This window comes from Pseudomonas sp. GW822-FHT02E03, from assembly GCF_058802325.1.
In genome coordinates this window covers 34,312-56,645 of the sequence record NZ_JBXAOA010000001.1, presented here as the reverse complement: position 1 = coordinate 56,645, position 22,334 = coordinate 34,312, and the positions used below count along the sequence as shown (strand labels likewise).

22 protein-coding genes and 1 pseudogene are annotated in these 22,334 nt (G+C 58.2%); 13 read left to right on the top strand and 10 right to left on the bottom strand.

All coding sequences use genetic code 11. The features are described from left to right. Positions 1-24: 24 nt before the first annotated feature. From AC1RQB_RS00255 to AC1RQB_RS00245, 3 genes are all read right to left on the bottom strand, one after another. On the bottom strand, positions 25-1,020 hold the full coding sequence (locus AC1RQB_RS00255; protein ID WP_063343219.1) for an MBL fold metallo-hydrolase: 996 nt from the start codon (positions 1,018-1,020) through the stop codon (positions 25-27). Between the two features lie 115 nt (positions 1,021-1,135). Then, the gene (locus AC1RQB_RS00250; protein WP_063343220.1) at positions 1,136-1,549 is read right to left on the bottom strand and encodes a RidA family protein; all 414 of its coding nucleotides are present in this window, start codon (positions 1,547-1,549) and stop codon (positions 1,136-1,138) included. Beyond that, a complete protein-coding gene (locus AC1RQB_RS00245) occupies positions 1,539-2,675 on the bottom strand; it encodes a DSD1 family PLP-dependent enzyme (protein WP_063343221.1) in 1,137 nt (378 codons plus the stop codon). The genes AC1RQB_RS00250 and AC1RQB_RS00245 overlap by 11 nt, the downstream gene beginning before the upstream one ends. A gap of 95 nt (positions 2,676-2,770) precedes the next feature. Between AC1RQB_RS00245 and AC1RQB_RS00240 the strand changes: the two genes are divergently transcribed. Continuing rightward, positions 2,771-3,685 (top strand): LysR family transcriptional regulator, encoded by a 915-nt coding sequence (locus AC1RQB_RS00240; protein WP_063343222.1) that lies wholly within the window; start codon positions 2,771-2,773, stop codon positions 3,683-3,685. Here the strand turns inward: AC1RQB_RS00240 and AC1RQB_RS00235 are convergent. Beyond that, positions 3,613-4,560, bottom strand: a complete 948-nt coding sequence (locus tag AC1RQB_RS00235; RefSeq protein WP_063343223.1) for a LysR family transcriptional regulator — start codon at positions 4,558-4,560, stop codon at positions 3,613-3,615. The genes AC1RQB_RS00240 and AC1RQB_RS00235 overlap by 73 nt on opposite strands. A gap of 103 nt (positions 4,561-4,663) precedes the next feature. Between AC1RQB_RS00235 and AC1RQB_RS00230 the strand changes: the two genes are divergently transcribed. Both AC1RQB_RS00230 and AC1RQB_RS00225 read left to right on the top strand, forming a co-directional pair. After that, positions 4,664-5,113 carry a GFA family protein gene (locus AC1RQB_RS00230; RefSeq protein ID WP_063343224.1) on the top strand — a complete coding sequence of 150 codons (450 nt, stop codon included), beginning with the start codon at positions 4,664-4,666 and terminating at the stop codon, positions 5,111-5,113. A gap of 215 nt (positions 5,114-5,328) precedes the next feature. Continuing rightward, positions 5,329-6,027, top strand: coding sequence for an ion channel (locus AC1RQB_RS00225; RefSeq protein ID WP_063343941.1), 699 nt, complete (start codon positions 5,329-5,331; stop codon positions 6,025-6,027). A 106-nt stretch (positions 6,028-6,133) separates the two neighbouring features. Here AC1RQB_RS00225 and arcD read toward each other — a convergent pair whose 3' ends face one another. Together arcD and AC1RQB_RS00215 are read right to left on the bottom strand one after the other, a co-directional pair. After that, the gene (gene arcD / locus AC1RQB_RS00220; RefSeq protein WP_198537215.1) at positions 6,134-7,600 is read right to left on the bottom strand and encodes an arginine-ornithine antiporter; all 1,467 of its coding nucleotides are present in this window, start codon (positions 7,598-7,600) and stop codon (positions 6,134-6,136) included. Positions 7,601-8,056: 456 nt separating this feature from the next. Next, positions 8,057-9,646, bottom strand: a complete 1,590-nt coding sequence (locus tag AC1RQB_RS00215; protein WP_063343225.1) for a winged helix-turn-helix domain-containing protein — start codon at positions 9,644-9,646, stop codon at positions 8,057-8,059. Positions 9,647-9,904: 258 nt separating this feature from the next. Here AC1RQB_RS00215 and AC1RQB_RS00210 point away from each other — a divergent pair, with 258 nt between their 5' ends. The 4 genes from AC1RQB_RS00210 to AC1RQB_RS00195 all read left to right on the top strand — a co-directional run bounded on the left by AC1RQB_RS00210 (position 9,905) and on the right by AC1RQB_RS00195 (position 13,902). After that, positions 9,905-10,657: an SDR family oxidoreductase gene (locus AC1RQB_RS00210; protein WP_063343226.1), complete on the top strand. Its 753-nt coding sequence runs from the start codon at positions 9,905-9,907 to the stop codon at positions 10,655-10,657. 43 nt (positions 10,658-10,700) lie between these two features. Continuing rightward, positions 10,701-11,114: a cupin domain-containing protein gene (locus AC1RQB_RS00205; protein ID WP_063343227.1), complete on the top strand. Its 414-nt coding sequence runs from the start codon at positions 10,701-10,703 to the stop codon at positions 11,112-11,114. Positions 11,115-11,212: 98 nt separating this feature from the next. Further along, positions 11,213-12,310 carry an HlyD family secretion protein gene (locus tag AC1RQB_RS00200; protein ID WP_063343228.1) on the top strand — a complete coding sequence of 366 codons (1,098 nt, stop codon included), beginning with the start codon at positions 11,213-11,215 and terminating at the stop codon, positions 12,308-12,310. Next, positions 12,307-13,902 (top strand): DHA2 family efflux MFS transporter permease subunit, encoded by a 1,596-nt coding sequence (locus AC1RQB_RS00195; protein WP_063343229.1) that lies wholly within the window; start codon positions 12,307-12,309, stop codon positions 13,900-13,902. The genes AC1RQB_RS00200 and AC1RQB_RS00195 overlap by 4 nt, the downstream gene beginning before the upstream one ends. 189 nt (positions 13,903-14,091) lie before the next feature. On the opposite strand, the gene AC1RQB_RS00190 is transcribed toward AC1RQB_RS00195, so the two are convergent. Continuing rightward, positions 14,092-14,901, bottom strand: a complete 810-nt coding sequence (locus AC1RQB_RS00190; protein ID WP_008070766.1) for an NYN domain-containing protein — start codon at positions 14,899-14,901, stop codon at positions 14,092-14,094. A gap of 398 nt (positions 14,902-15,299) precedes the next feature. Between AC1RQB_RS00190 and AC1RQB_RS00185 the strand changes: the two genes are divergently transcribed. The 4 genes and pseudogenes from AC1RQB_RS00185 to AC1RQB_RS00170 all read left to right on the top strand — a co-directional run bounded on the left by AC1RQB_RS00185 (position 15,300) and on the right by AC1RQB_RS00170 (position 17,588). Then, entirely contained in the window at positions 15,300-15,854 is a 555-nt protein-coding gene (locus AC1RQB_RS00185; protein WP_008070764.1) for a YdeI/OmpD-associated family protein, read from the top strand. Between the two features lie 134 nt (positions 15,855-15,988). Continuing rightward, positions 15,989-16,129: pseudogene (locus tag AC1RQB_RS00180) on the top strand (transposase domain-containing protein); the annotation flags it as partial. A gap of 114 nt (positions 16,130-16,243) precedes the next feature. Next, entirely contained in the window at positions 16,244-16,708 is a 465-nt protein-coding gene (locus tag AC1RQB_RS00175) for a hypothetical protein (protein ID WP_063343230.1), read from the top strand. Continuing rightward, positions 16,695-17,588: a tyrosinase family protein gene (locus AC1RQB_RS00170; RefSeq protein WP_063343231.1), complete on the top strand. Its 894-nt coding sequence runs from the start codon at positions 16,695-16,697 to the stop codon at positions 17,586-17,588. The genes AC1RQB_RS00175 and AC1RQB_RS00170 overlap by 14 nt, the downstream gene beginning before the upstream one ends. 6 nt (positions 17,589-17,594) lie before the next feature. On the opposite strand, the gene AC1RQB_RS00165 is transcribed toward AC1RQB_RS00170, so the two are convergent. Next, positions 17,595-18,488, bottom strand: a complete 894-nt coding sequence (locus AC1RQB_RS00165) for a LysR substrate-binding domain-containing protein (RefSeq protein WP_063343232.1) — start codon at positions 18,486-18,488, stop codon at positions 17,595-17,597. A 108-nt stretch (positions 18,489-18,596) separates the two neighbouring features. On the opposite strand from AC1RQB_RS00165, the gene AC1RQB_RS00160 reads away from it, so the two are divergent. Next, on the top strand, positions 18,597-19,004 hold the full coding sequence (locus tag AC1RQB_RS00160; protein WP_063343233.1) for a tautomerase family protein: 408 nt from the start codon (positions 18,597-18,599) through the stop codon (positions 19,002-19,004). A gap of 149 nt (positions 19,005-19,153) precedes the next feature. Here the strand turns inward: AC1RQB_RS00160 and AC1RQB_RS00155 are convergent, their stop codons facing one another. Beyond that, positions 19,154-20,116, bottom strand: a complete 963-nt coding sequence (locus AC1RQB_RS00155) for an AraC family transcriptional regulator ligand-binding domain-containing protein (protein ID WP_063343234.1) — start codon at positions 20,114-20,116, stop codon at positions 19,154-19,156. Positions 20,117-20,183: 67 nt separating this feature from the next. On the opposite strand from AC1RQB_RS00155, the gene AC1RQB_RS00150 reads away from it, so the two are divergent. Further along, positions 20,184-21,038 carry a sterol desaturase family protein gene (locus AC1RQB_RS00150; protein WP_063343235.1) on the top strand — a complete coding sequence of 285 codons (855 nt, stop codon included), beginning with the start codon at positions 20,184-20,186 and terminating at the stop codon, positions 21,036-21,038. A gap of 278 nt (positions 21,039-21,316) precedes the next feature. On the opposite strand, the gene AC1RQB_RS00145 is transcribed toward AC1RQB_RS00150, so the two are convergent. Beyond that, the gene (locus AC1RQB_RS00145; RefSeq protein ID WP_063343236.1) at positions 21,317-22,201 is read right to left on the bottom strand and encodes a LysR substrate-binding domain-containing protein; all 885 of its coding nucleotides are present in this window, start codon (positions 22,199-22,201) and stop codon (positions 21,317-21,319) included. Between the last annotated feature and the right edge of the window lie 133 nt (positions 22,202-22,334).

The window sequence follows — 22,334 nt, the reverse complement described above, 5'->3', positions numbered from 1 at the left end:
CAGTTGCGGCCCAGGCCTGCCGCATTAGTCGCGATTGCGGTATTGGGCGGGTACCCACTCATACCTGCCGGCTTCGCGCCGGATGTGGCCTATCCCCGGAAATGGTAAGTGAGCGACCGCTGACAAACGCTGTTCACTCGCGGCGGTCTCGAATTGTTCTAGCCGCTGGGCGCGAGCAGCGTTCTGGTTGACGTCGAAGGTGATAGTCACCTCTGGGCGCGAGAACTGGATGAGGCCGACATGCATGATGTCGCCCCAGAAATCGATACTCTCGCCTTCGCTTACGACCCGAAAGAAGCTGTGGCCCGGGGTATGTCCCGGCGTGGGAATGGCGGTGATACCCGGAAGGATTTCTGATTGGGTAGCGAAGGGCTTCAGCTTGCGTGCACGCTGGTAGGGGCCAACTGTCTTCAACGCTTCTTCCAGATGCGCCGGTTTCAACCCCTTTTCCAGGTTGGCGCGATCCAGAAAGAAGTCGACATCGGCTTGGCCGACGTGGATGGTCGCATTGGGAAACATCATTTGCCCGCTGCGTGCCAGGCCGCCGGAGTGATCAGTATGGATGTGGGTAATCAGCACATCGCTGATCTGTGCCGGCTGGTAACCCGCGGCAGCCAAGCTTTCGGGTAGCTTTCCGCCAACGCTACCGAACAACTCACCAGCGCCGGTATCGACCAGCACCACGTGTGAGCCCGTATCGACGAGGTAGGCATTGATCGACGTCTCCAGCGGGTTGCGAGCAAACCCGCTTTGCAGCAGTGCGTCGATCTGCTTTGGACTGATGCCTCTAAGCAGCGGATGCAGATCCAGTGGCAGCGTCCCGTCGCTCAGGGCGGTGATGCGGAACTTGCCGAGATTGAAGGCGTAGATTCCTGCGAGTGCGGGTTTATGTGTCGATGCAGCATCTACGGTCGATGTCTGTGGTGCTTGCCCTGCAGTGGAAGACAGCGAATAGGTTGCACCTGTGAACAGGGCGGCTGTCAGTGTGGCCGCGAGATAGAGCCGCGCGTGGTTACGCATGATGAGTACCTATGCTAGTGCGACCATTGGTGATCGCTGGAACAAAGGTAGATAAAGCGCGTTGCGTAATGAACTGTGCTCGCCCTTATACGAGCCATCGCTATGGCTGATGGCTTTAGTTACATGACCCTGGATGTCGAGCAATCGCGTCAACCTCGATCAGGTAGCCATGATGCAGTGCCGGTACCGGCACCACGGCGCGCGCCGGGCGATGCTCGCCCAGGCAGCGGGCATAACGCTTATCCAGTACTGGCCAATGTTCAATGCCGACGATGTACAGGGTCACCTTCAGCAGATCGTCGGGCTGGCAGCCTGCCTGTTTCAGGATCGCCAGTAAATTATCGAGAGCGATTGAGGCCTGAACATCAAAGCTCTGGTCGGCGCTATGGCTGCCATCCGCACGTACCGGCAGTTGCCCGGATATATACAGCAGGCCCTGATAGCTCACTGCCTGAGCGTAATGACCACCAGGTGCTGCTGCGTCAGTGGTGCGTATACGCTCGATGGGCGCTGCGTCTTTACCAGCCATGCAGGCGACTCCAGGTGCGTACCCCGCCGTCGATGTCGCAGGCATGGTAGTGAGGGAACTGCGCACCAGTCGCGCAGGCGTGGTTAGGCAGGATGCGCAGGCGACTGCCGATCGGAAAGTGGGCAACCAGGTCCAGCCCTTGTTCAGGCTCGAAGGTGATAATGCCGTGCTCCTGATTGACACCGCTGAGCAGCGCCCCCTCAATCCAGTTGCCATCGGCCGTGCAAACCTGGCCGTAGGCGAAGTCCCGGTGTTGTTTCTGGGTGCCGCGGTCACGGCTCATGGCCATCCAGCCTGAGTCGGTGAGTAACCAGCCTTTTTCGACCTGATGTCCGATTACCGTGGTAAGTACGCTCAGCGCCAGGTCTTCTGGCTGGCATACGCCAATGTTGTGCATCACCAGATCGAAGAACACGTACACGCCAGCACGCACTTCGGTGACGCCTTCCAGACTGAGTGCCGACAGCGCTGTTGGCGTCGAGCCGACGCTAACCTGCGGGCATGGCAGGCCGGCAGCGCGAATCATTTGCGCAGCGGCGACACAGGTGGCCCGCTCCTGTTCGGCCATGGCCTGCAAGGCTTGCAGGTTATCCAGCTCATAGCTGGACCCCGCGTGGGTCATTACGCCGACGAGTTGCATGCTTGCGGCACACAGCACCTGGGCGACTTGCAGTAATGCCGGATCCCCGACCTTGAGTCCGGAACGATGGCCATCGCTGTCGATTTCAATCCATACGTCGAAGCATTCATCGTGTTGTTGGCCGAAGGCGACGATGGCCTGCGCTCCAGCCACGCTGTCGGTAATGATGCTCAAACGGCAGCCCTTGCGTCTGAGCGTCAGTACCTGGAGCAACTTTCCCGGTGTCATTGCAACGGCGTACAGCACGTCGGCGACGCCGTCGGCGAAGCAGCACTCGGCCTCCTTCAGGGTGGAGACCGTCACCCCGGCAGCGCCTGCGGCTATCTGTGCACGCAGAACCGGCAGACATTTGCTGGTTTTCACGTGGGGGCGCAGGCGCACTTTCAGGCTGTCCATGCGCAACTGCATACGCACTATGTTGCGGTGCATACGGGCCATGTCTATGAGGGCGGCCGGTGTATCGAGGGCAAGCAGGGTGGCTGACATGATCGGTAGTCCGGTGGTGGTTGTGATACTGACTCTACGCAGCAGTCGTAAAGCTGTGGTTCAATCAGGCGTCATCTATCTTTAAGTGAATCTGAATGATCGCTATCGAAGATCTGCGTTTGGCGGTAACCCTGGCGCGCTCTGAATCTCTGAGTGCGGCTGCCAGAACGCTGAATGTGTCGCCACCGGCGCTGTCCATGCGCCTGCGAAAACTTGAGGCACTGCTCGGCATAACCCTGGCCAATCGCGATGCCCGGCGCCTGAGCTTGACCGCTGAAGGCGAACGTTTTGCACGGGAAAGTGCATTGTTGCTGGAGCAACTGGAGGCGCTGCCGGAGTCCTTCAAACAGCACGACGACCAACTGGTCGGCACCCTGCGCCTGGCGGCCCCCTTCGGTTATGGACGGCAGCGATTGGCTCCGTTGCTGGCGCGCTTCGCCAAACTGCATCCGCAGTTGCGCCTGCACCTGGATCTACGTGAAACGCCCTGGCCGGATCGTCACGACAGCGATGCGGTGATCCATATCGGTCGCGTCAACGACAGTTCATGGGTTGCCCGACCTCTGGCCCAGAACGAGCGTTGGTTATGCGCCAGCCCCGATTATCTGAGCCGCCACGGCACGCCACACGCGCCGGATGAGTTGGCAGAGCATCGCTGCGTCTGCATCCGTGAGAACGAGGAAGACGTCACCTTGTGGCACCTGCGCAAGCGTTCGGCGCGGCACACTGTGCGCATCGAACCGGCGCTGCTGAGCAACGATGGTGTTGTTACCCGGCGCTGGGCCGAGCAGGGGTTAGGGTTGGTGCTGCGGTCGCAGTGGGACGTAACGGATGCGATTGCCAAAGGCACTCTGGTGCGTGTGCTGGCGGACTGGCAATTCGACAGCGCACCCATCACCTTGCTGGTGCCCTCGCGGAAAAACCGCAGCAGCCGTATTCAGGCGCTGATCGGTTTTCTGGAAACGTCGCTGATGGCGGCAGCCGGCAACGAAACACGCTCATCCAAATAGGCCTCCAGCGCTGCGGCTAACGCGTCGAAGGCTTGCTGGATGCGTGGTATGCGCCGTAGGTCGCGATGCGTGGCAATCCATACATCCACGGCAAAATCCAGCGCATCGGGCAGCACGCGGGTCAACCCGTCGCGCGCCGCCAGCTGGTTCGGGCACACACCTATACCGATGCCTGCGCGCAGGGCGGCCTGCTGAGCGAGGTGGTTGTCGCTGCGCAGTTGGAAGTGCTGCTGCGCAAAGGGAAAGCCTCGCGCACTGAGGGTCTGGATGTCGGCGAGGTTACGGTCGGGGCCGATCATGGGCAGGCGCGCCAAGCTTTCCAGGCTGGTGGGTGTGCCATACCGATCAAGCAACTCCTGGGTCGCGTACAGCCCAATCTGCAAGGCACCAACACGGCGGGTTATCACGTCTGCCTCTGTAGGGCGGTGAGTGCGAATGGCAATGTCCGCTTCCTGGCGGGCCAGGGCTTCAAGACGGTTGTTGACGCTCAGTTCAAAGGTCAACTGAGGATGGGCACGGCCGATGGGTTGAAGCAACTGCGGCAGCACTTCGATGCCCAGCAAGTCGCTGCTGGTGATTCGCACCGTACCCCCACCGGCTATCGCTTCGGCTGAAGCTGCGCGGTTGAAGGCTTCGGCGGCCAGCGCCATGCTCTCCACATGGGCGATCAGTTCACGGGCTGTTTCCGTGGGAATCAAGCCAGCGGGGGAGCGGGTAAACAGATTGACGCCCACGCTGCTTTCCAGTGCCTCGATGCGACGGCGCGCCGTGGCTTGGGCTATACCCAGCATGCGCGCGGCACCGGACAAGCTTCCAGTGCGCAGAACTGCGAGGAATGCGCGTTGATTTTCCCAATGCAGGGTGAGTGGGCTCATACATTTCCTACTAGCGGCACAGCAACTTTAGGGAGTTGGTTTCACCCTGCGCCAACGTCATGCTGCACGGCAACAGTGGCTAACGCATACAAAAGGGGATTGCATGAAGATTATGGGTGGATGTCATTGTGGCGCGGTTAGCTACGTTGTTGCTACGGATAACCTGCCACCGAGCTATGCCTGCCATTGCCTGGATTGCCAGACAACCAGCGGCAGTGCGTTTGGCCTGCACGCGCTATTGCCCGAGGATGCTCTGCAGATCACTGGCGAGTTAAGCGACTACCGCTACGAAGGCGCGCACCCGGCCAGCCATCATCGGCTCTGCGCCCATTGCCATACGCGTATCTACAACACCACCAGCGCAGCTCCCGGCATGCTGGTATTACGCGCCGGGACCCTGCACAACAGTGCTGCAATCGAGCCCATTGCGCACATTTGGGTGAAGCGAATGCAGCCCTGGCTGCAGCTGGCCGAGGGTACCCCGAGCTGGCCGGAAAGCCCGACACCAGAGGCCTTCGCCCAAGCGCTGCAAGCACGCCAGTGTAGTTCCTGAATCGACTCTGGTTTCATAGACGAATCTGGCCGGCCGCTATGGAAGCAGTCACTGGTGAACGACTGCTTCTGACCGACTGTTGCCTTTCCTTACAGGCAGAATTCGACCCATATCCGCCACTCAAGGATTTCACCCCCGGCTATTCTAAAGCCAAGCCAGATTTCAACGGTGCACGGTCAGACATCGAGCGTTACTTCAGCCTCTGGGAAGCCGATATGACAAATCCGCAAGATAAAGCCGAACCCGACGAGGATTTAGCCCGGTTGATTATGGGGAAAGGTCCCTACACCTATCTATTGCTGCTCTTGCTAGGGTTGATCCTTCTGTTTCCCTTTCTTGAGGAAGGTATATTTGCTCGTACCTTGCTCGGCATTCTTTTTTCGATCGTGCTGCTCGTGGGGGCTTTCGCCACCAGGCAGACTCGGCGGGGGTTCATTCTCAAACTGGGCCTGGCGTTGCTTGGGGTTGGCCTTCAATGGACGGCGTTATGGACTGAGAGTATCGCGATTCTTAGCCTTGCCGGGATAGCGTATACGGCGTCTCTTGCCGTCTCGTTTAGCGGAGTGCTTCTCTACATTCTCAAGCGCGGGCCAATTACAGCCGGCAAGCTGCATGGCGCGCTGGCGGGTTACATCATGCTGGCTTTCGTTTGGTCCTTCGTTTATGCCATGGTGGAGATATCCAGCGCTGGCTCATTCGGTCCTCTGCCCCTCGACTTCGCACAGCCTGGCACGTTCTTCAAATTAATCTATTTCAGCCTCACGACGCTCACAACCACCGGTTACGGAGATGTTATTCCGTTGACCAATCACGCCCGCTCACTGGTAATGGTCGAAGAGTTTTCAGGCGTCTTTTACGTTGGTGTTGTGATCGCTCGGTTTGCCGGTCTTTATCCATCGAATCAGGCTAAGTGATGGACGACCGATTGCTGATGGCCCATGCCATTGAAAAAATCCGCCTCGGTTTTCATTGAAGCCGCATGGCAGACGGAGCGCTCCATCCGCCATGCAAACCCTTGTTTCAGAGGCTGAGGAAACCGCTGTAGAGGCCGTAACCCGCGATCAGCGCACCTATCATCACGACAACGAAAATGACTTTTTCAATGGAGGTGAACACCGGTTGGCCCAGTTCGCGCTTGGCCTTGGCGAACAGGATTGCGCCGGGAGCATAAAGCAGTGCAGACAGCAGCAGGTACTGCGCCCCGGCCGCGTACACCAGCCATACGGCATAGAGCACAGCGATCACCCCGATTACCAGATCCTTGGTCCGCTCGCCTTGAGCCTCCTCATAGGTTTCGTTACGCCAGGCCAATAGCAGAGCGTAGGCGGCGGACCAGAAGTACGGCACCAGGATCATCGAGGTTGCCAGGTACAACAGGCTTAAATAGGTGGAACTGTTGAACAACGTGATAATCAGGAACAGCTGGATAAGCCCGTTGGATAGCCATAGAGCATTGGCGGGAACCTGGTTAGCGTTCTCCTTGCGCAAGAACTCCGGCATGGTGTGGTCGCGGGCACTGGCAAAGAGGATTTCCGCGCAGAGGAGTGTCCAGGACAATAGCGCACCGACCAGCGAGACGATCAGCCCTGCGCTGATCAGTACTGCCCCCCAGTGACCCACCACATGTTCCAGTACGCCCGCCATGGAAGGATTTTTCAGGCCGGCCAGTTGTGCCTGGGCCATGATCCCCTGAGAAAACACGTTAACCAGAACCAGTAAAAGCAGCACCCCGACGAAGCCAACCACGGTCGCCTTGCCGACGTCGCTGCGCTTTTCAGCACGGGCGGAAAAGATGCTGGCCCCTTCAATGCCAATAAACACCCAGACGGTGACCAGCATCATGTTGCGAACCTGATTCATCACCGTGCCCAGGTCACTGTTGCCAGCGCCCCAGAAGTCGCTGGTAAAAACATCCATCTTGAAAGCCACACCGGCAATGACAATGAACAGCGCCAGCGGCACCATCTTGGCGATGGTAGTGATCACGTTAATGAAGGCGGCTTCCTTGATTCCGCGCAGAACCAGAAAATGCAGGAGCCAGAGCAGCACGGAGGCGCAAATGATTGCCGGTAGTGTGTTGCCTTCTCCAAACATCGGGAAGAAGAACCCGAGGGTACTGAACAGCAACACCATGTAGCTGACGTTGCCGATCCAGGCACTGATCCAGTAACCCCAAGCCGATGAGAAGCCCATGTAGTCGCCAAACCCGGCCTTGGCATAGGCGTAAACCCCGCCATCGAGCTTGGGCTTGCGGTTGGCCAGTGTCTGGAAGACGAATGCCAGCATCAGCATGCCGACGCCAGTGATCAGCCAGCCAATCAACGTGGCGCCAGCACTGGCACTTTTAGCAATGTTCTGCGGTAGCGAAAAAATTCCGCCGCCCACCATGGAGCCGACGACCAGAGCGATCAATGCTCCGAACTTCAACTTATCGCTGGAGGCAGAAATCTGGGTATCTTTGTCGATGTTGCTGACGGAGTCGACCATCTGAATCTCCTTACCGAAACGGAATCGTTCAAGAGGTGACGGGCTGACAAGAGATGGTCGCTAATGCACTGCATGACCCCTTCGAGTGACGCATGCCACCGAACAGACTGCTTTTTCGCTGCAGGAATGGATTGATGTCACCGCCCCCGCAGCTGGGCACAAACAACTAAAACGCATTCAAGTCGCAGTTTCGTACCAGCCAAAACTGGCTTCTGCTGCTTTGAACCTGACTCGATCGTTAGATCCACTTGGCTCTCCCGAAAGAGGGGATGCAAGATTCAAGCAACTTCAGTGTAGCTTCCATTCGTATATTGCAATCTGCGAACCTGCGCATTCCTTGGAGCAGTTGGCGAAGCCAGCTACAGATCGCAGTTCGCATTAGCAGCCTTCGGCAGCTCCTTGGAGGGAATTCCCGCGTTGGCTTTAGCAAGCCATTCGCAGTTCACCGTGCCGCAGTCACTCAGGCAACCCAGCTAGCCGCAACCCATCAGCAAACCGTGCAAAATCCTCAGAACGCTGGATTGGCAACCAGTCCTTCAGGTTGGAGACGCGCAAGGATGGATCCAGCTCGTGCAAACGCTGCATCGCCTGCTTCGCTTTGTCCATGCGTCCGCTGAGCGCATGACTGGCCGCCATCAGGGCAACCGACACCAGGAGGCAGGGCAGGTTACCCAGCGCCTTTTCCGCCCAGGCAGAAGCGGGATCGAAGCGCCCGGCGAAGAAGTGTGCGAGTGCCATTCCAACCTGCATCCTGAACATTTCCGGATCCAGCGGACTCAAGCGAACGGCATGGGTTAAATCCGCAATGGCGGCGTCTGCTTCACCGCGCAGTGCGCGCAGGATTCCGCCCAGGTACCAGGCGGGGGCGAGGTTGGGGTTGAGCAGGCGTGCCCTGTCGAGCAGGGCAATGCCGCCATCAATATCGCCGGCGAGATGGCCAAGTGCATGTCCGCCTCGCGTCAGCGCCACCGCATCGTCCCGGCCTAGTTCCACCGCCAAACGCGCAAGTCGTGCGCCCTCGGCGATCTCTTGAGTCCGATCGGTCATCCAGCCATTCAACTTGCGCCAGAAGTGACACCAGGCTGCCATGCCATAGGCCGATGCAAATTCCGGATCGAGCTCGATGGCCTTGTAGAACAACGGCAGCGCTTGCTCGATGGCTTCGCGGGTGCCGTTGTGCAGTTTCGGCATACCGCGCAGGTAATAGTCGTAGGCATCCAGGCTTTCCGTCGGTTTGCGCTTGGCGCGCTCGATTTCCGCCCGTTCCAGCTGCGGCGCTATGGCGCCGACGACGCTTTCGGCGATTTGATCCTGCAGCTCGAAAATGTCGTGGAGCATGCCTTCGAAGCGCTCCGCCCAGATATGCATCCCGGTCGTCGCGTCGATGAGCTGCCCGGTGATGCGTACCTTGTTCCCGGACTTGCGCACGCTACCTTCCAGCACGTAGCGCACGCCGAGCGTCTGGCCGACGCCCTGGACGTCCACGGCCCGGCCCTTATAGGTGAAGCTTGAATTGTGTGCGATGACGAACAGCCAGCGGATACGCGACAGGGCGGTGATGATGTCCTCTACCATGCCGTCGGCGAAATACTCCTGCTCCGGATCGCCGCTCAGGTTATGGAAGGGCAGGACAGTAATGGAGGGTTTGTCCGGCAGGACGAGCGTGGGCGCAGGCGTTTGCTTCAGGTCCACGGGCGTGGGTTCTTCGATGTCAGGCTGTCGCGTTTCCCTGAACTCATCCACCTTGATCTCGCCGACGAAGCGGTATCCCTTACGGGCAACCGTACGCACCAGGCGCTGCTCTTCGCCGGTATCGCCGATGGCCTTGCGCACCGCATTGATGTGGCTGGTGATGGTCGACTCAGAGACGATCCGACCGCTCCACACGGCCTTGAGCAGGTCGTCCTTGCTCATGACGCGATCGCGGTTGCTGACGAGTTGCAGCAGTAGATCGAAGACCTGCGGCCCGACAGCCACGACTTGCCCGCGCAAGGTCAGTTCCCGGCGCTGCTGATCGAGCACGTAGTCTTCAAACACGAATTGCAAGGTGAGGATCCCCTGGTCGAGCGCCCTCGACTCCGTGTCTGAGCTGGCGGTGGGTAAGTGGTATCGATAATACGGCAGCGCCTGACCCGCTGCACCGTTTGCGGCAAGGGAGACCCGTCGAATAACTGTTTTTCTGGACGAAAAACCAAGCTTCCCTGAAGGCAAACTCAAGGCCGGTACAAGGACGTTCCTGACGCGCGCTGGCACTCTCGATCTACATCGACAGCAATGGTTGCAGTCGAGAAGCGGAGAGAAACCATGAAGATCGTCGTCATTGGAGGCACCGGCCTCATCGGATCGAAACTTGTGCAGAACCTCCGCGAGCGCGGCCATGACGTGCTCGCAGCCGCCCCCAGCACGGGCGTGAATAGCATTACCCGCGAGGGCCTGGCCCAGGCGATGGATGGCGCCGATATTGTCGTCGACGTGGCGAACGCGCCTTCGTGGGAAGACCAGGCCGTTCTCGATTTCTTCGAAACGTCGAGCCGTAACCTGCTGGCTGCCGAGGCGGCCGCTGGCGTTCGCCATCACGTGGCCCTGTCGATCGTCGGCAGTGAACGGCTTCCCGAGAATGGCTATTTCCGGGCCAAGGTCGCGCAGGAAAACCTGATCAAGGCATCCGGCATTCCTTACACCATCCTGCGGGCCACACAGTTCTTCGAGTTTGTCGGCGGCATCGCGCAAGCGGCCACCGTCGGCGAGGAGATTTGCCTGTCGCCGGCGCTGATCCAGCCGATGGCGTCCGACGACGTGGTGGCGGCGCTCACCGAGGTCACGCTGGCAACACCGGTCAATGGCACGGTCGAAGTCGCCGGTCCCGAGGCCATGCCACTCGACGAACTGGTCAGGCGCTTCCTGCGTGCCACTCAGGACACGCGCAAGGTCGTGCCGGACGTGCACGCGCGCTACTTCGGTTCGGTGCTCGACGATCAATCGCTGACGCCCGGCAAGAACCCACGCCTTGGCGCAATCCGCTTCGAGGACTGGCTCGGTCAGTCGACGGCTCGGTAACGGGCCGCGCGCTCACACCACCTACGCATCAAGGAGCATTGCCATGGTTACCCGATTTCTCTTGGCCGCTGCCTTCGCAGCGCTGTCGATCAGCGCAGCGTCGGCCGCCGAGCCGCCCGCAGGCAAGGTGTCGGTCGTATTCGATCGGCCCATTCCCAACCTCCCAGGCAAGAGCATGAAGGGCGTGCTGGTCGAGTATGGGCCGGGCGCCGCGTCGCCGTCCCACACCCATCCGAAAACGGCTTTCATCTATGCAACGGTCCTGGAGGGCTCGTTTCGCATCAAAGTCAAAGGCGAGCCGGAAAAGATCTACAACGTCGGCGAAAACTTCGTAGAGGAGCCGGGCTCCGTGCACGAAGTCAGCGCCAACGCCAGCGACACGAAGCCAGCTCGCCTGCTGGCCGTGTTCGTCCTCGACACCAACGAAAAGGAGCTCGTCACCCCCATCAAAAAGTGAGCCGATCAACGCGCTCATCGACGCTCGACAGCCGGGCGGCAGGTCTATGCCGTCCTGTGGCTGCTGTGGATCCTTGGCATTGAACAGGAAACAAGAACATGAACTCGCTTCAGGACAAGGCCGCCATTGCCACCGGCGCAAGCGCCGAGATCCCTGTCGTGGTGGCGCGGCAAAGCAAGAGAAAGATGATTGGCATCCTGCTGTGCATCGGCGCCGTGGTGGTCGTGGCCGGCGGATGGGCCATGGCGTTTTCGAGCGGTTCGACCTCCACCGATAACGCTTATGTGCGCGGCGACCTCACCTCGCTCGCCGCCAAGGTTGCCGGCTATGTCACGGCGGTAGAGGTCGAGGACAACCAGACCGTCCGGGCGGGTGACGTCCTGTTTCGGATTGACGATCGGGACTATCGCGCACGGCTTGCACAGGCAGTGGCCAATGTCAGCGCTGCTGAGGCTCGCCTGACCCATGTCGATGCCGAAACCCAGCTTCAGCGTGCCCTGATTCGACAGGCCGAAGCCCAGCGCCGCTCGGCCTCCGCCGAGATGAATCTGGCGACCAAGACCCATGATCGCAGCCAAAAACTGATCGTCAGCAATGCGGTCAGCCAGGCTCTGGTCGATGAAACCGGCACGGCACGCTCCAGAGCCGAGGCGACGGTCTCGGCAGCTTCGGCAACGGTCGAGGCTCAACAGCAACGCATCACCGTCCTTGTGGCCCAGCGAGAAGCTGCCATTGCTGCCGTGGCGCAGGCACAGGCCGCGCGCGATCTGGCCCAGATCGATCTCGACAGCACCGTGGTACACGCGCCTGTTGATGGCGTTATCGGTAACCGTCAGGTTCGGGTCGGCCGGTTCGTTACGCCGGGTGTTTCGTTGCTCGATATCGTGCCGGTCAATGATGTGTGGGTCGTGGCGAACTTCAAGGAAACCCAGCTCGAACATATCCGTCCCGGTCAGCGCGTGCGCATCACGGTCGACGGCTATCCCGACGGGGCACTTGAAGGCGTGGTCGACAGCTTTGCGCCGGGTAGCGGGTCGGCGTTCAGCTTGCTGCCCACAGACAACGCAACAGGAAACTTTGTGCGTGTCGTGCAGCGGGTTCCGGTAAAGATCCGGCTTGCCCACAACCCATTGCCGGGCCGCATCGTCCCTGGCCTGTCCGCGCGTGTCGAGGTTGCGCAAGGGGACGGCTCATGAGCACGATTGCCAGCGCCACGCGGAGCAACGCCAGCGCTACGACCGGTGTCCTGCTCATGGCGGGCATCGTGCTCGCCACGCTAACGGAAGCGATCGCCAGCACCGTTCTGTCGCTCGGACGCAGCGACATCATCGGCGACACCTATGCGACGCCTGATGAGTTTGCCTGGCTGGATATCGGCTACATCGCGCTCAAGCTGATCGGGTTCATGACCGCCCCTTGGCTGATGAACCGTTTCGCTGCGCGTCATGTGATCATCAGCTCAACCCTGGTCATGGGCCTGGCGTGTGGCATTGCCGCGATCACCGCTCGGCTGGATTTGCTGGTTGCACTTCGAGTTATCCAGGGCTTCGCCGGTGGCACTCTGCTGGTCGGGGGCCAGGCGATCATATTTCGCTCTTTTCCACGGTCCCATCAACCCATCCTTCAAGCGCTGTTTGCCATGGGCTCCGTTGTCGCGCCCGCGACGCTCGCCCCGGCGCTTCAAGGGTGGTTGATCGATAGCCAATCCTGGGCATGGATCTTCTTCAGCGTTGTCCCGATTGCCTTGGCGGCTAGCGGGCTTGTGCTGATCGCAGACGGCCCAATGCCCGCCAAGGTCCGGCAGCGTCCGTTTGACTGGATCGGCTTCTCGCTGATCTCTACCACGCTGTTGTGTTTCACCTACGTTCTCAGCCAGGGCAGCCGATGGGACTGGTTCGAGGAGCCACGCATCCTTTGGCTAACGGTGATCGGCGCAGCCGCTCTGCTGGCATTTCTGGGGCAACAAGTGTTGGCCAAAGGGCAGGGCCTGCTCGACTTCAGCCTGTTCAAAACGAGCGATTTTTCCTTCGCCTTTATCGTCAGTTTTGTCGCCGGCGCCGCCTTGTTCGGCAGCGCGTTCCTGATTCCGGCGTTCGCCCTGTCGGTCCTCGGGTTCACGCCTACCGATGCCGGTCAGCTGCTGTTGCCCAGTGGCGCGTTTTTTGTCGGCGCGCTTCTCATATCTGCTTATCTGATGCAGGCCCACCGCGTTGCGCCGTTCGCCACCGTGCCCTTTGGAATCCTGATGATCATGGTGGCGATGTGGATGCTGTCCGGTTCGACCAGCGAAAGTGGCGCGGACGACATGATGGCGGCTATCCTGTTGCGCGGGTTGGGGCTTGGCTTCCTGTTTCTATCGATCACGCTGATCGCTTTCAGCCACCTCAACAGCCGAAACCTCGCTGGCGGAATAGGCCTTTTCAATACGGGTCGCCAGTTGGGTGGCCTTATTGGGGTCGCAGGGCTCCAGACACTGATCGACCATAACGTCGTCACCAATGCCGTGGTCCTCGGCGCCAACGTCACCCCAGGCGGCGCCGCGCTCATCGAGCGGATGACGAACACGACAGCCATGCTGGCCGTGAAAGGCATGGATGCAGCGGCCGCTGGCCGGGCAGCGACGAGCCTTCTGGGCCGGTTGGTGACAAGTCAGTCTACGGTGATTGCCTTCGACACAGCGTTCGTCGCCGTGGCCCTGCTTTTTGTAATCGCCGCCCCCATTCTGGTCGGCATCAAGATCGGATTCGCGCGATACGAGAAAGTGCGCGCTTCACGAGCAGTTGCGTGAGACAGCCCCGGCCCGAGCCTTCGACAGCGCCTACAGTCACCAGCTACCGTAGGGAATTCCGTACTTTTCAATGTAGTGCTTGGATGCTTCAGACTGCGATCGGCTATTGCTCATGAATTACATTGATCGCCCCTGCCAACTGTTTGGCAACCGACAGAATCGGCCAAGAGCGGTCGTTGGTTACGGGGGCTACGAACTCGGCTGCCGGTGCCGGGCATAGAGTATTGAACCACCCACTCCCGACGTTCCTCTAGTTTGCAGTTCAAACATATCCGGATACCCCTTGATCAATTCACTAAGCTTTTTATAACCATGGGTGCGAGGGTCGAACTCAGGTCTCAATTTGCTGATGTTGGTGCCCAGCGCACCCAAGTGAGCCCAGCCGTCCTCGTCGGCAATGTCATCCAAGATCTTTGCGATGAAACTTACTGGTGCCTTGGGTAGCTTTTTTACTTCGGGTGTACAGGCGACTTTGACGGCCTCGATTTCGACGGGTGGCTCAGGTTCGGGTCGACCATGTCCATTGCTTGCAGCAACAAGCACTTCACCGCGCAGCAATTCGGTATAGATGAACTTGTCGCAGGCCGACACGAACGGTCTCGGGGTTTTTTCTTCACCAAACCCGTAGACCGTCAAACCCTCTTCTCGTAATCGCGAAGCGAGGCGGGTGAAATCACTGTCGCTCGAAACCAGGCAGAAACCGTCGAAGCGTCGGGTGTACAGCAAGTCCATTGCGTCGATGATCAAGGCACTGTCTGTTGCGTTCTTACCTTTGGTGTACGCGAACTGTTGGATAGGTTGAATCGAATGGTCGAGTAGCACCTTTTTCCATCCACCCAACTGAGGGCCAGTCCAGTCGCCATAGATCCGCTTGACGTTGGCGACACCGTACTTGGCGATTTCTTCGAATAAACCTTCAACAATTGCTGCGGGGGCATTGTCGGCGTCGATTAACACTGCCAAGTGTTTTTGCGTGGGGGTGGGTGCGTGGATGGCCATGGGTCGTCCTTGAGTTGAGGACTTCAACATACCGTTAAATAACGGATGAACAAAGGGATCACCGTTTCGCGCTAGAGAGCGTGTTTTGCCAACGGCTACGGGTTTTGCGGTGATGTGCAAAGCGGAACGATTAGCCAATGACTTTTAATCGACCAGCCGCTGGACAGACTAGTGGCAAATAGTTAGCGTCGACCTTCTGCACTGAATCTTTACCGCAGCTGAGCTTGGCGTCATCCATGTCTCGTTTCTCCCTGGGCTATGTCGCGTTGCTGCAATTCCTCCAGGCTAGATAAGGGCTTGCAGGACGACAAGGAACGTTATACGACATCACTGTCGCTTTTAAACGCGACAGTGATGTCGCCAAATAGTAGTTAGGCGTATTAGTTGGAGGAGTTGCAATGACAACAATCGATGTGAAATCCCGATTCGAAGCAAAGCTTCTTCGTCCGGCAAAGCCTGGTAATGATACGTCGTGGGCGTTCGTAGTACTGCCAAGAGACGCGAGTGAACAGCTTCCGAGGCGAGGAAGGACGACAGTTGAAGGCACAATCAATGGGCACCATTTCCAGGCAACCCTTGAACCGGATGGTCAGCTGAGCCATTGGCTGCAGGTAAGTAGAGAGTTACACGAAGCCGCAGGCGCGGCCGTTGGGGATATCGTTACACTAGAGCTAACCCCTGTGAAGAAGGAACCCGAGCCTGACATCCCACCAGATTTTCAGGAGGCACTGGCAGCCACTCCTGAGGCTCGTAAAGTTTGGAACAATACGACGACCATCGCACGAGTAGACTGGATACACTGGATTACTTCAGCCAAGCAACTTAAGACGCGCGCAAAACGAATTGGTGATGCCTGCGATATGCTTGCATCCGGCAAGAAGCAGGTTTGCTGTTTCGACCCGTCTGGCTACTACAGTAAGGCCTTCCGTGCGCCCGAGGCAGAAAATTTTTAAATGGAACATTCCGTTGAATACGTCTAACAAGGCGCTCACTGGAACTCGCAAAAGCTACGCTTTTGCTCGCCTGTTAGCTTAATCGTTAGGGTGCACTCAATGGTCACGAGATGGGAATGCGTCTGTAAAAGTGAATCATGAGCCTGATCCAATAAGCGAAGCTCAATGGGCATGATCCGTACGCTTACTTAAAGGACATCCTCACGCGCCTGCCGACACAACGGGCGAGTGAGATTACCGACATGCTGCCGCATCGCTGGGTGCCCGTAGGGTGAATCCACAGTAAGTCCGCCCGGCGGATGGGTTCAGCGGCATGCCTGCCAGCGACCAACTACACTTTCTCCAGCCAGTCTGGGCAACCGTCCGGGGGGCACACTCCAGGAGGAATCATGACACGGAAAAATGTCTCCAGCCCCGAACCAACGGGTACGAAACCCAATGCGCTATTGAGCCTGCCTGACATAGGTGCTCTCGCAGAGATATCCATCACTGATCCTGACAAAGCTCACCCTGCGTGGATCAAGGAGCAGTTCCCTGAGTACGTGGACCCGCATGCAGGACATGAAGCCAGGACGGTTCGCGAGATTAACCACAAAGGGCATGTTGTGCGGATCGTGACCACTTACCAGGTGGAGGTTGATGGGGCTCCGGTCCAGGCGCATCTGTTTGTGGACGATGCGGGCCAGGTCCATACGCACGCCACCCCATTCGTCACTTACGGATCGGCTCTCGACTTGATGACGGCGGTGATCGATGCCTATCCGGAATCCTTCGCCAAGGGCGATGGCGACGGGGGAGAGCACCCAGACCACCCCGTCCACCATGAGCACGGAGCACATCATGATCAGGTCTAATGCGGTCAAAGATCTCCCGGTGCTTAAGAAATACGTCGAAGGGGTAAAGCGACTCAAGGACCCCGCGCAGAATCCCTGGCCCGGGCAGGCCAACCTCTCGATTTACGACTCCTTCGTGGCCTGGCACCACCGGGCCATGATGATTTCAACGCCGGCCGGGCAGATGGCCAGGAACGCCGCGCATGGCGGGCCATCATTCTTGCCGTGGCATCGCTACTTCCTCGTGCGCCTGGAAACCTTGATTCGCAAGGCGATAAACGACCCACACTTTCGAATCCCGTACTGGGATTGGAACACTGACGCAGAACTTCAGGACCCGAGAACCTCACTCATCTGGTCCGATGAGTACCTTGGGCAGTTCGTGAATGGGCAGTGGCGGGTGCGATTGACGGGTAATGGCCGCACCATGGACCTGGACGGGGTAAACCGCCCCCTGGTGCGTTATTTGGGTGGCGGTGGGTCGCTGCCCAGCCGAGCCAATGTGCGCAAGGTCATCCATGAAAACACGGTGTATGACAAAGCACCCTACAACGCGGCGCAGTCCACCGGCGGTGCGCGCAACAGCATCGAGGGATGGGCGGGCGAAGAACGCATTCATAACAACGTCCATGTGTGGGTCGGTGGTGACATGGGATTGTCGTCCTCGCCGAATGATCCAGTGTTCTTTCTGCATCATTGCAATGTCGACCGGCTCTGGGCGGCATGGCAAGCGAAGCATTCCGCCGCAGCCTACGTACCTGGGGGAAATGCCCCGGATACCCTCAAGTTCCATCGGATTGATGACCCGATGTACAGCCCTTTCCCGGAAAAGGTGACACCTCGAGATGTGCTGAATTACAGCCAGTATTACAAGTACGACACCTTGGGCGATTTGCTTTAGACAGCATCAAACGGAGGCGCCCGCAGTGATACTGAACGCCTGCTCTTCCAGACTGGTTTGTATCAACGCAGCCAGTTGTCGGGTGGCAGGCGCCAGGTGTTCTGCGCCACGATAAAGCACATAGCCGAGGGTCGGCAGCGTGGGTAGGCCGGCAATGACGGCGAGATGTCCTGGCAGTCCAATGCGGGTTCGCAACGTGAGGCCCAAACCGGCAGCAACGGCCGCCCAGATTCCACCCACGCTGGGGCTGGTCAGCGCGATTCGCCAGGGAATCCGCGCCTCATCCAGTGCCTGGGTTGCTGCGCTACGCAACACGCAAGGGGCGTCGAACATGATCAATGGCAAGGGGGAATCTACAGAGCAGTTGAGCGGTTGCGTATCACGAGGCCCGATCCAGTGCATCTGTGTTTCACCCAGGCGTGTGGCATAGGGGGACATGTGCCCTGTGTCCCAAGACAGGGCCAGGTCCAGGCCACCGCTGTCGATCAATGCAAGCAGTTCGGTATTACGCGCGATCCTGACTTCGAGGCTCACCTTCGGGTACATCTTGACGTAGCGTCGCAGGATGTCGCTGAGAAAGTGTTCGCCAAAGTCTTCCTGAAGCCCCAGGCGTACCGTTGCGGCGGTCTGGCTTTCGTGCAGCGTCTGGAAAATGCTGTCGTTCAGTTCAAGCAGTCGGCGAGCATGGCTGAGCAGGGTTTCACCCACCGGCGTCAGCACCAGCCCTCGACCGGATTTGGACAGCACTGGCGTGCCTATCTGTTCCTCAAGCTTCTTGAGTTGTGCGCTCACGGCAGACGTCGAGCGATTGAGCCGATCCGCCGCCTTGGCAAAGCTGTTGAACTCCACACCGGTTACGAAAGTACGCAGCACATCAAGATCGAAGGTTGGACGGCGCATCGAATCATCCACTGATTCAGGACTATGGTCGCCATTAAATCGGATATTCGAAATTATCGCGACTTGATAGTTTTCTCCTGTCAGTGGGTTTTTCAGGAGTAGACCGTTATGCCATTTGCACGTATTTCATTGCACCGGGGAAAGTCGGCCGAGTATTTACAGGCCCTCTCACAGGGGCTGCACGACGCATTGGTAGAAAGCTTCGAAGTGCCCATGGCCGACCGGTTCCAGGTCATTCACCAGCATGAAGTGGGCGAACTGATATTTGATCCCGGCTACCTGGGCGGTCCGCGCAGCCATGACTTTGTGCTGATCGCGATTACTGCCGGCCGCCCTCGAGACATCGAGACGAAACAGCGTTTCTATCGCAACCTGGTCGAGAGATTGAGTCGAGCACCAGGCATCGACGCTGAAGACGTCATGGTGGTGATTACCACTACCGCGGCAGATGAATGGTCGTTTGGTGGCGGGCGGGGTAATGATGGCCTACCTCAGGGGTGCATGCGGTCGGCGTAGGAGCTGGCGAAGCCTGCGATCTTTTGATTTTCAGCGGTTTTGGAAAAGTCAAAGATCAAAAGATCAGGGGGGATGCGGTCGGTGTAGGAGTTGGCTTGGGGGCAGGATTGAGTAAGCAAAAGACAGGCTCGAAATAATCTGGCGCCACCTTATTTCCTGTCACGCCATCGACTTCGGGCATGGAGATAAGCCGTCAAATCGCTGTAGCCCAATTGAGCTGCAATCTCTGTCAACGACTCGCCTTGCAATTCAAGATGCAGTTCCAGTTCTGCACGAACCTGATCAAGTAATTGCCTGAAGGTCGTGCCTTGTTCTTCCAGGCGTCTGCGTAATGTCCTGGGCGTCTGGTGTAGCGCCTTTGCCAGATCGTCCAGATTTGGAGTTTCACCTCTCGCCAGAGATCGTCGCGCACCTTCGGCAACTTTGGCTGACCAACCGCTGAAATTGCGATGCGTGGCAATCCGTCGATCCAGCTCCTGAGTCAATAACTCCAACATCCCGTGATGACGGGTTTGCATTGGCAGGCTCAAGCTCTGCGCATGGAAATAGAAGCGGTTAACCGGGCAGTCAAACTCGATGCGGTCTCCAAACCACTGGGTGTATTGCTTGTAATACGACGGACGCGAATGCCTGAATTTTGCCAGAATCGGCTGCACATCCTGCCCCGTTCCACGTCGCAATTGCGCGATGGACATCACGCCGTAGTGTTCGATGACATACCGCGCCAACTCTCCAGGCGCATCGACGCACAGCTCGATCCCGACGCCGTTTTCGTCATTCACCAACCTCACATTGTCGGTGTCCGACGCAAGCGGTGCGTACCGGGCCCAAAGGTGCATGGACGACAAAACGTCGGGGCTATAGAGGCAAAGATAAGCCAGGACGTGCCAGTCCTGAGGCGTGAACAGCGCGAACAGTTTTAACCCGATCGCCGGATCAATGCGCGCCGCCTCGCGCCAAAGCTGATCCAGTTCGATAAGGCTGTAATCCGTGCTTTTTCGGGAAACCTGGCTGTCAAGGAAGCGTTCCAGGACTTGGCCCAGCCTGCCTCGATGAAAGCGCTGGGGCGGGCGATTGGCCGGTTCTAGCTCAATTCTGTCCATTTCGCGCATTGGGAGGGCTGGCTCCTGGGTTTCTAATCACATGGCATTGCCCGCAAGGGCCTGAATCGAGAGTGCCATGAATATAACAATGCTCGCCAATAACCCTGCTGTAATAGTGGCCGGGATTTTCCTTGCCTTCATTTTGCTGGAGCTTGCCTGTTCCTCGTTTCGTCAGTCGTCAGGCGGTAAACGTGACGTACTCATTGAAGTCGTCGGCTCCGGCATCCTGGTGGCGATCACGTTCCCTTTAGTCATGTGGCTAAGCGGCAAAATATCAAGTCAGGTTGTACCGGAGATGAAGGACGCATTGGCTGGAATTCCGTGGATTGCAGGATTTGTCTTGTTTTTACTGTTCGATGACATGACCCAATACTGGTGGCATCGCCTGACTCACCGGGTTCCCGCACTTTATGCATTGCACCGTGCGCATCATTCCGCACCCTATATGAGTGTGCGCATCGTCTATCGCAACAACAGTATTTACTATCTTCTGATGCCCGGCATCTGGTTATCCGGGGTGTTGATCTATCTTGGGCTTGCACCGGTTTATTATGGTTATCTGATTCTGAAAATGACCGTGATCTTCGCTGCACACAGCAGCGTTGCGTGGGACGACAAACTTTATCGCATCCGCGCATTACGCCCGGTTGTCTGGGTTTTGGAACGAACCTTCTCCACACCCTCCACTCACTCTGCGCATCACGGTTTGACGGCCGAGGATGGCGTTACCCATTACAAAGGCAATTTTGGCAACCTGTTGTTTTTTTGGGACGTGCTGTTCGGAACCGCCAAAATTACCCGTCGACGTCCGCCAGCCTACGGAATCGAACACTTGTCACCGATAAGCTGGAAAGAAGAATTATTCTGGCCCATCGTGCGTTCCCGCCGTACCGCACCCAAGGTAAACGCTAACCAGAAGGTGGCGCGATGAGTCGTCATATTGTTCAGGTCAATCAGTCAAGGTCGGGGCTGATACGGTTTTTCCTTCGCCATCTGCATCTGTAATGGGATCAGCCTGCGGCTCACAATGACAGCACGGTCAGCAGCGGCGGTAGCCGCTGCACCGCAAACTCATAACGTAGGAGGCCCAATGGGCAAAATGGCATTTTTCCTGGGTGGATTTCTGGTGTTGACCATTTTGATTGGTGCGCTTGCCACGATCTCTCCGGTGTAGGGAGAGGGCGTCTCTCGCCTTGAGATCCAGGGCGCTCATATCTGTTCCAGCAACCAGGTACGGAACGCGATGAGTGATGGCAGCATTTCGTTGCGCGGCGGGTAGGTCAGGTAGTAACTGCGCTGACTGGCGAAGGGCAGGTCCAGGCCGATCAGCTCTGCATTGGCCAATTCATCAGCCACCAGAATACGAGGCACCAGACCTATTCCGATGCCGGCTCTGACGGCCTGGATCAAGTGTGAGGTGAGTTCGAAACTTGGCCCCAGACGCATCATCCGATGGGGCAAGCCGTGGTGGCTGAACCACTCGCCCCAGACGTTGGAATTACTCACGACATTGAGCAGCGTCTGCCCGCCAATGAGCTCCGGGGGCCAGGCGTCATGGGCCTTGGCCGCTTGCGGAGACATGATCACCATCAGTTCTTCCGTGTGCAGTCGATGGCTGATCAGGCCTGGTAAATCAGCGTTGCCGACGACAATCGCGGCATCGATGCCGCTGGTTTCAAAGTCGATGGTGTCGATCCGGGAGTTGATGTGCACCAGCATGCCAGGATGGCTTTTGTAAAAGTCATGAAGGCGCGGCAATAACCACTTCGAGCCGAAGGTCGGCAATGTGGCCAGGCGCAACGTGCCGCTGCCGGATTGATAAGCCATGGCCTGCAACGTGGCGCTGCGGATGCGCCCGAGCGCTTCACTCATTTCCCGCTGATAAAGACGACCGACATCGGTCAACTTCACCTGGCGGCCTTCACGGCGAAACAGTGTCAGGCCCAGTTGCTGCTCCAGCGCCTGGACCTGGCGGCTGACTGCGCTTTGGGTCAGCGAGAGTTCCAGAGCAGCGTGGGTGTAGCTTTCGTGTCGGGCGGCGGCTTCAAAGGCCAGCAGCAACGACATCGAGGGGGTGAGGTGACGGTAATTCATTCGTAAAAGTCATCGATAGCGGCAGGATTATCCGTTTGTCCGGTGCCCGAGCCTGCAGGATCATTGGCACAGCCGACGACCTGAGGCTGACCCATTAATGCTCAGGCGACAAGTGTTTTGATTTTTCCGTGAT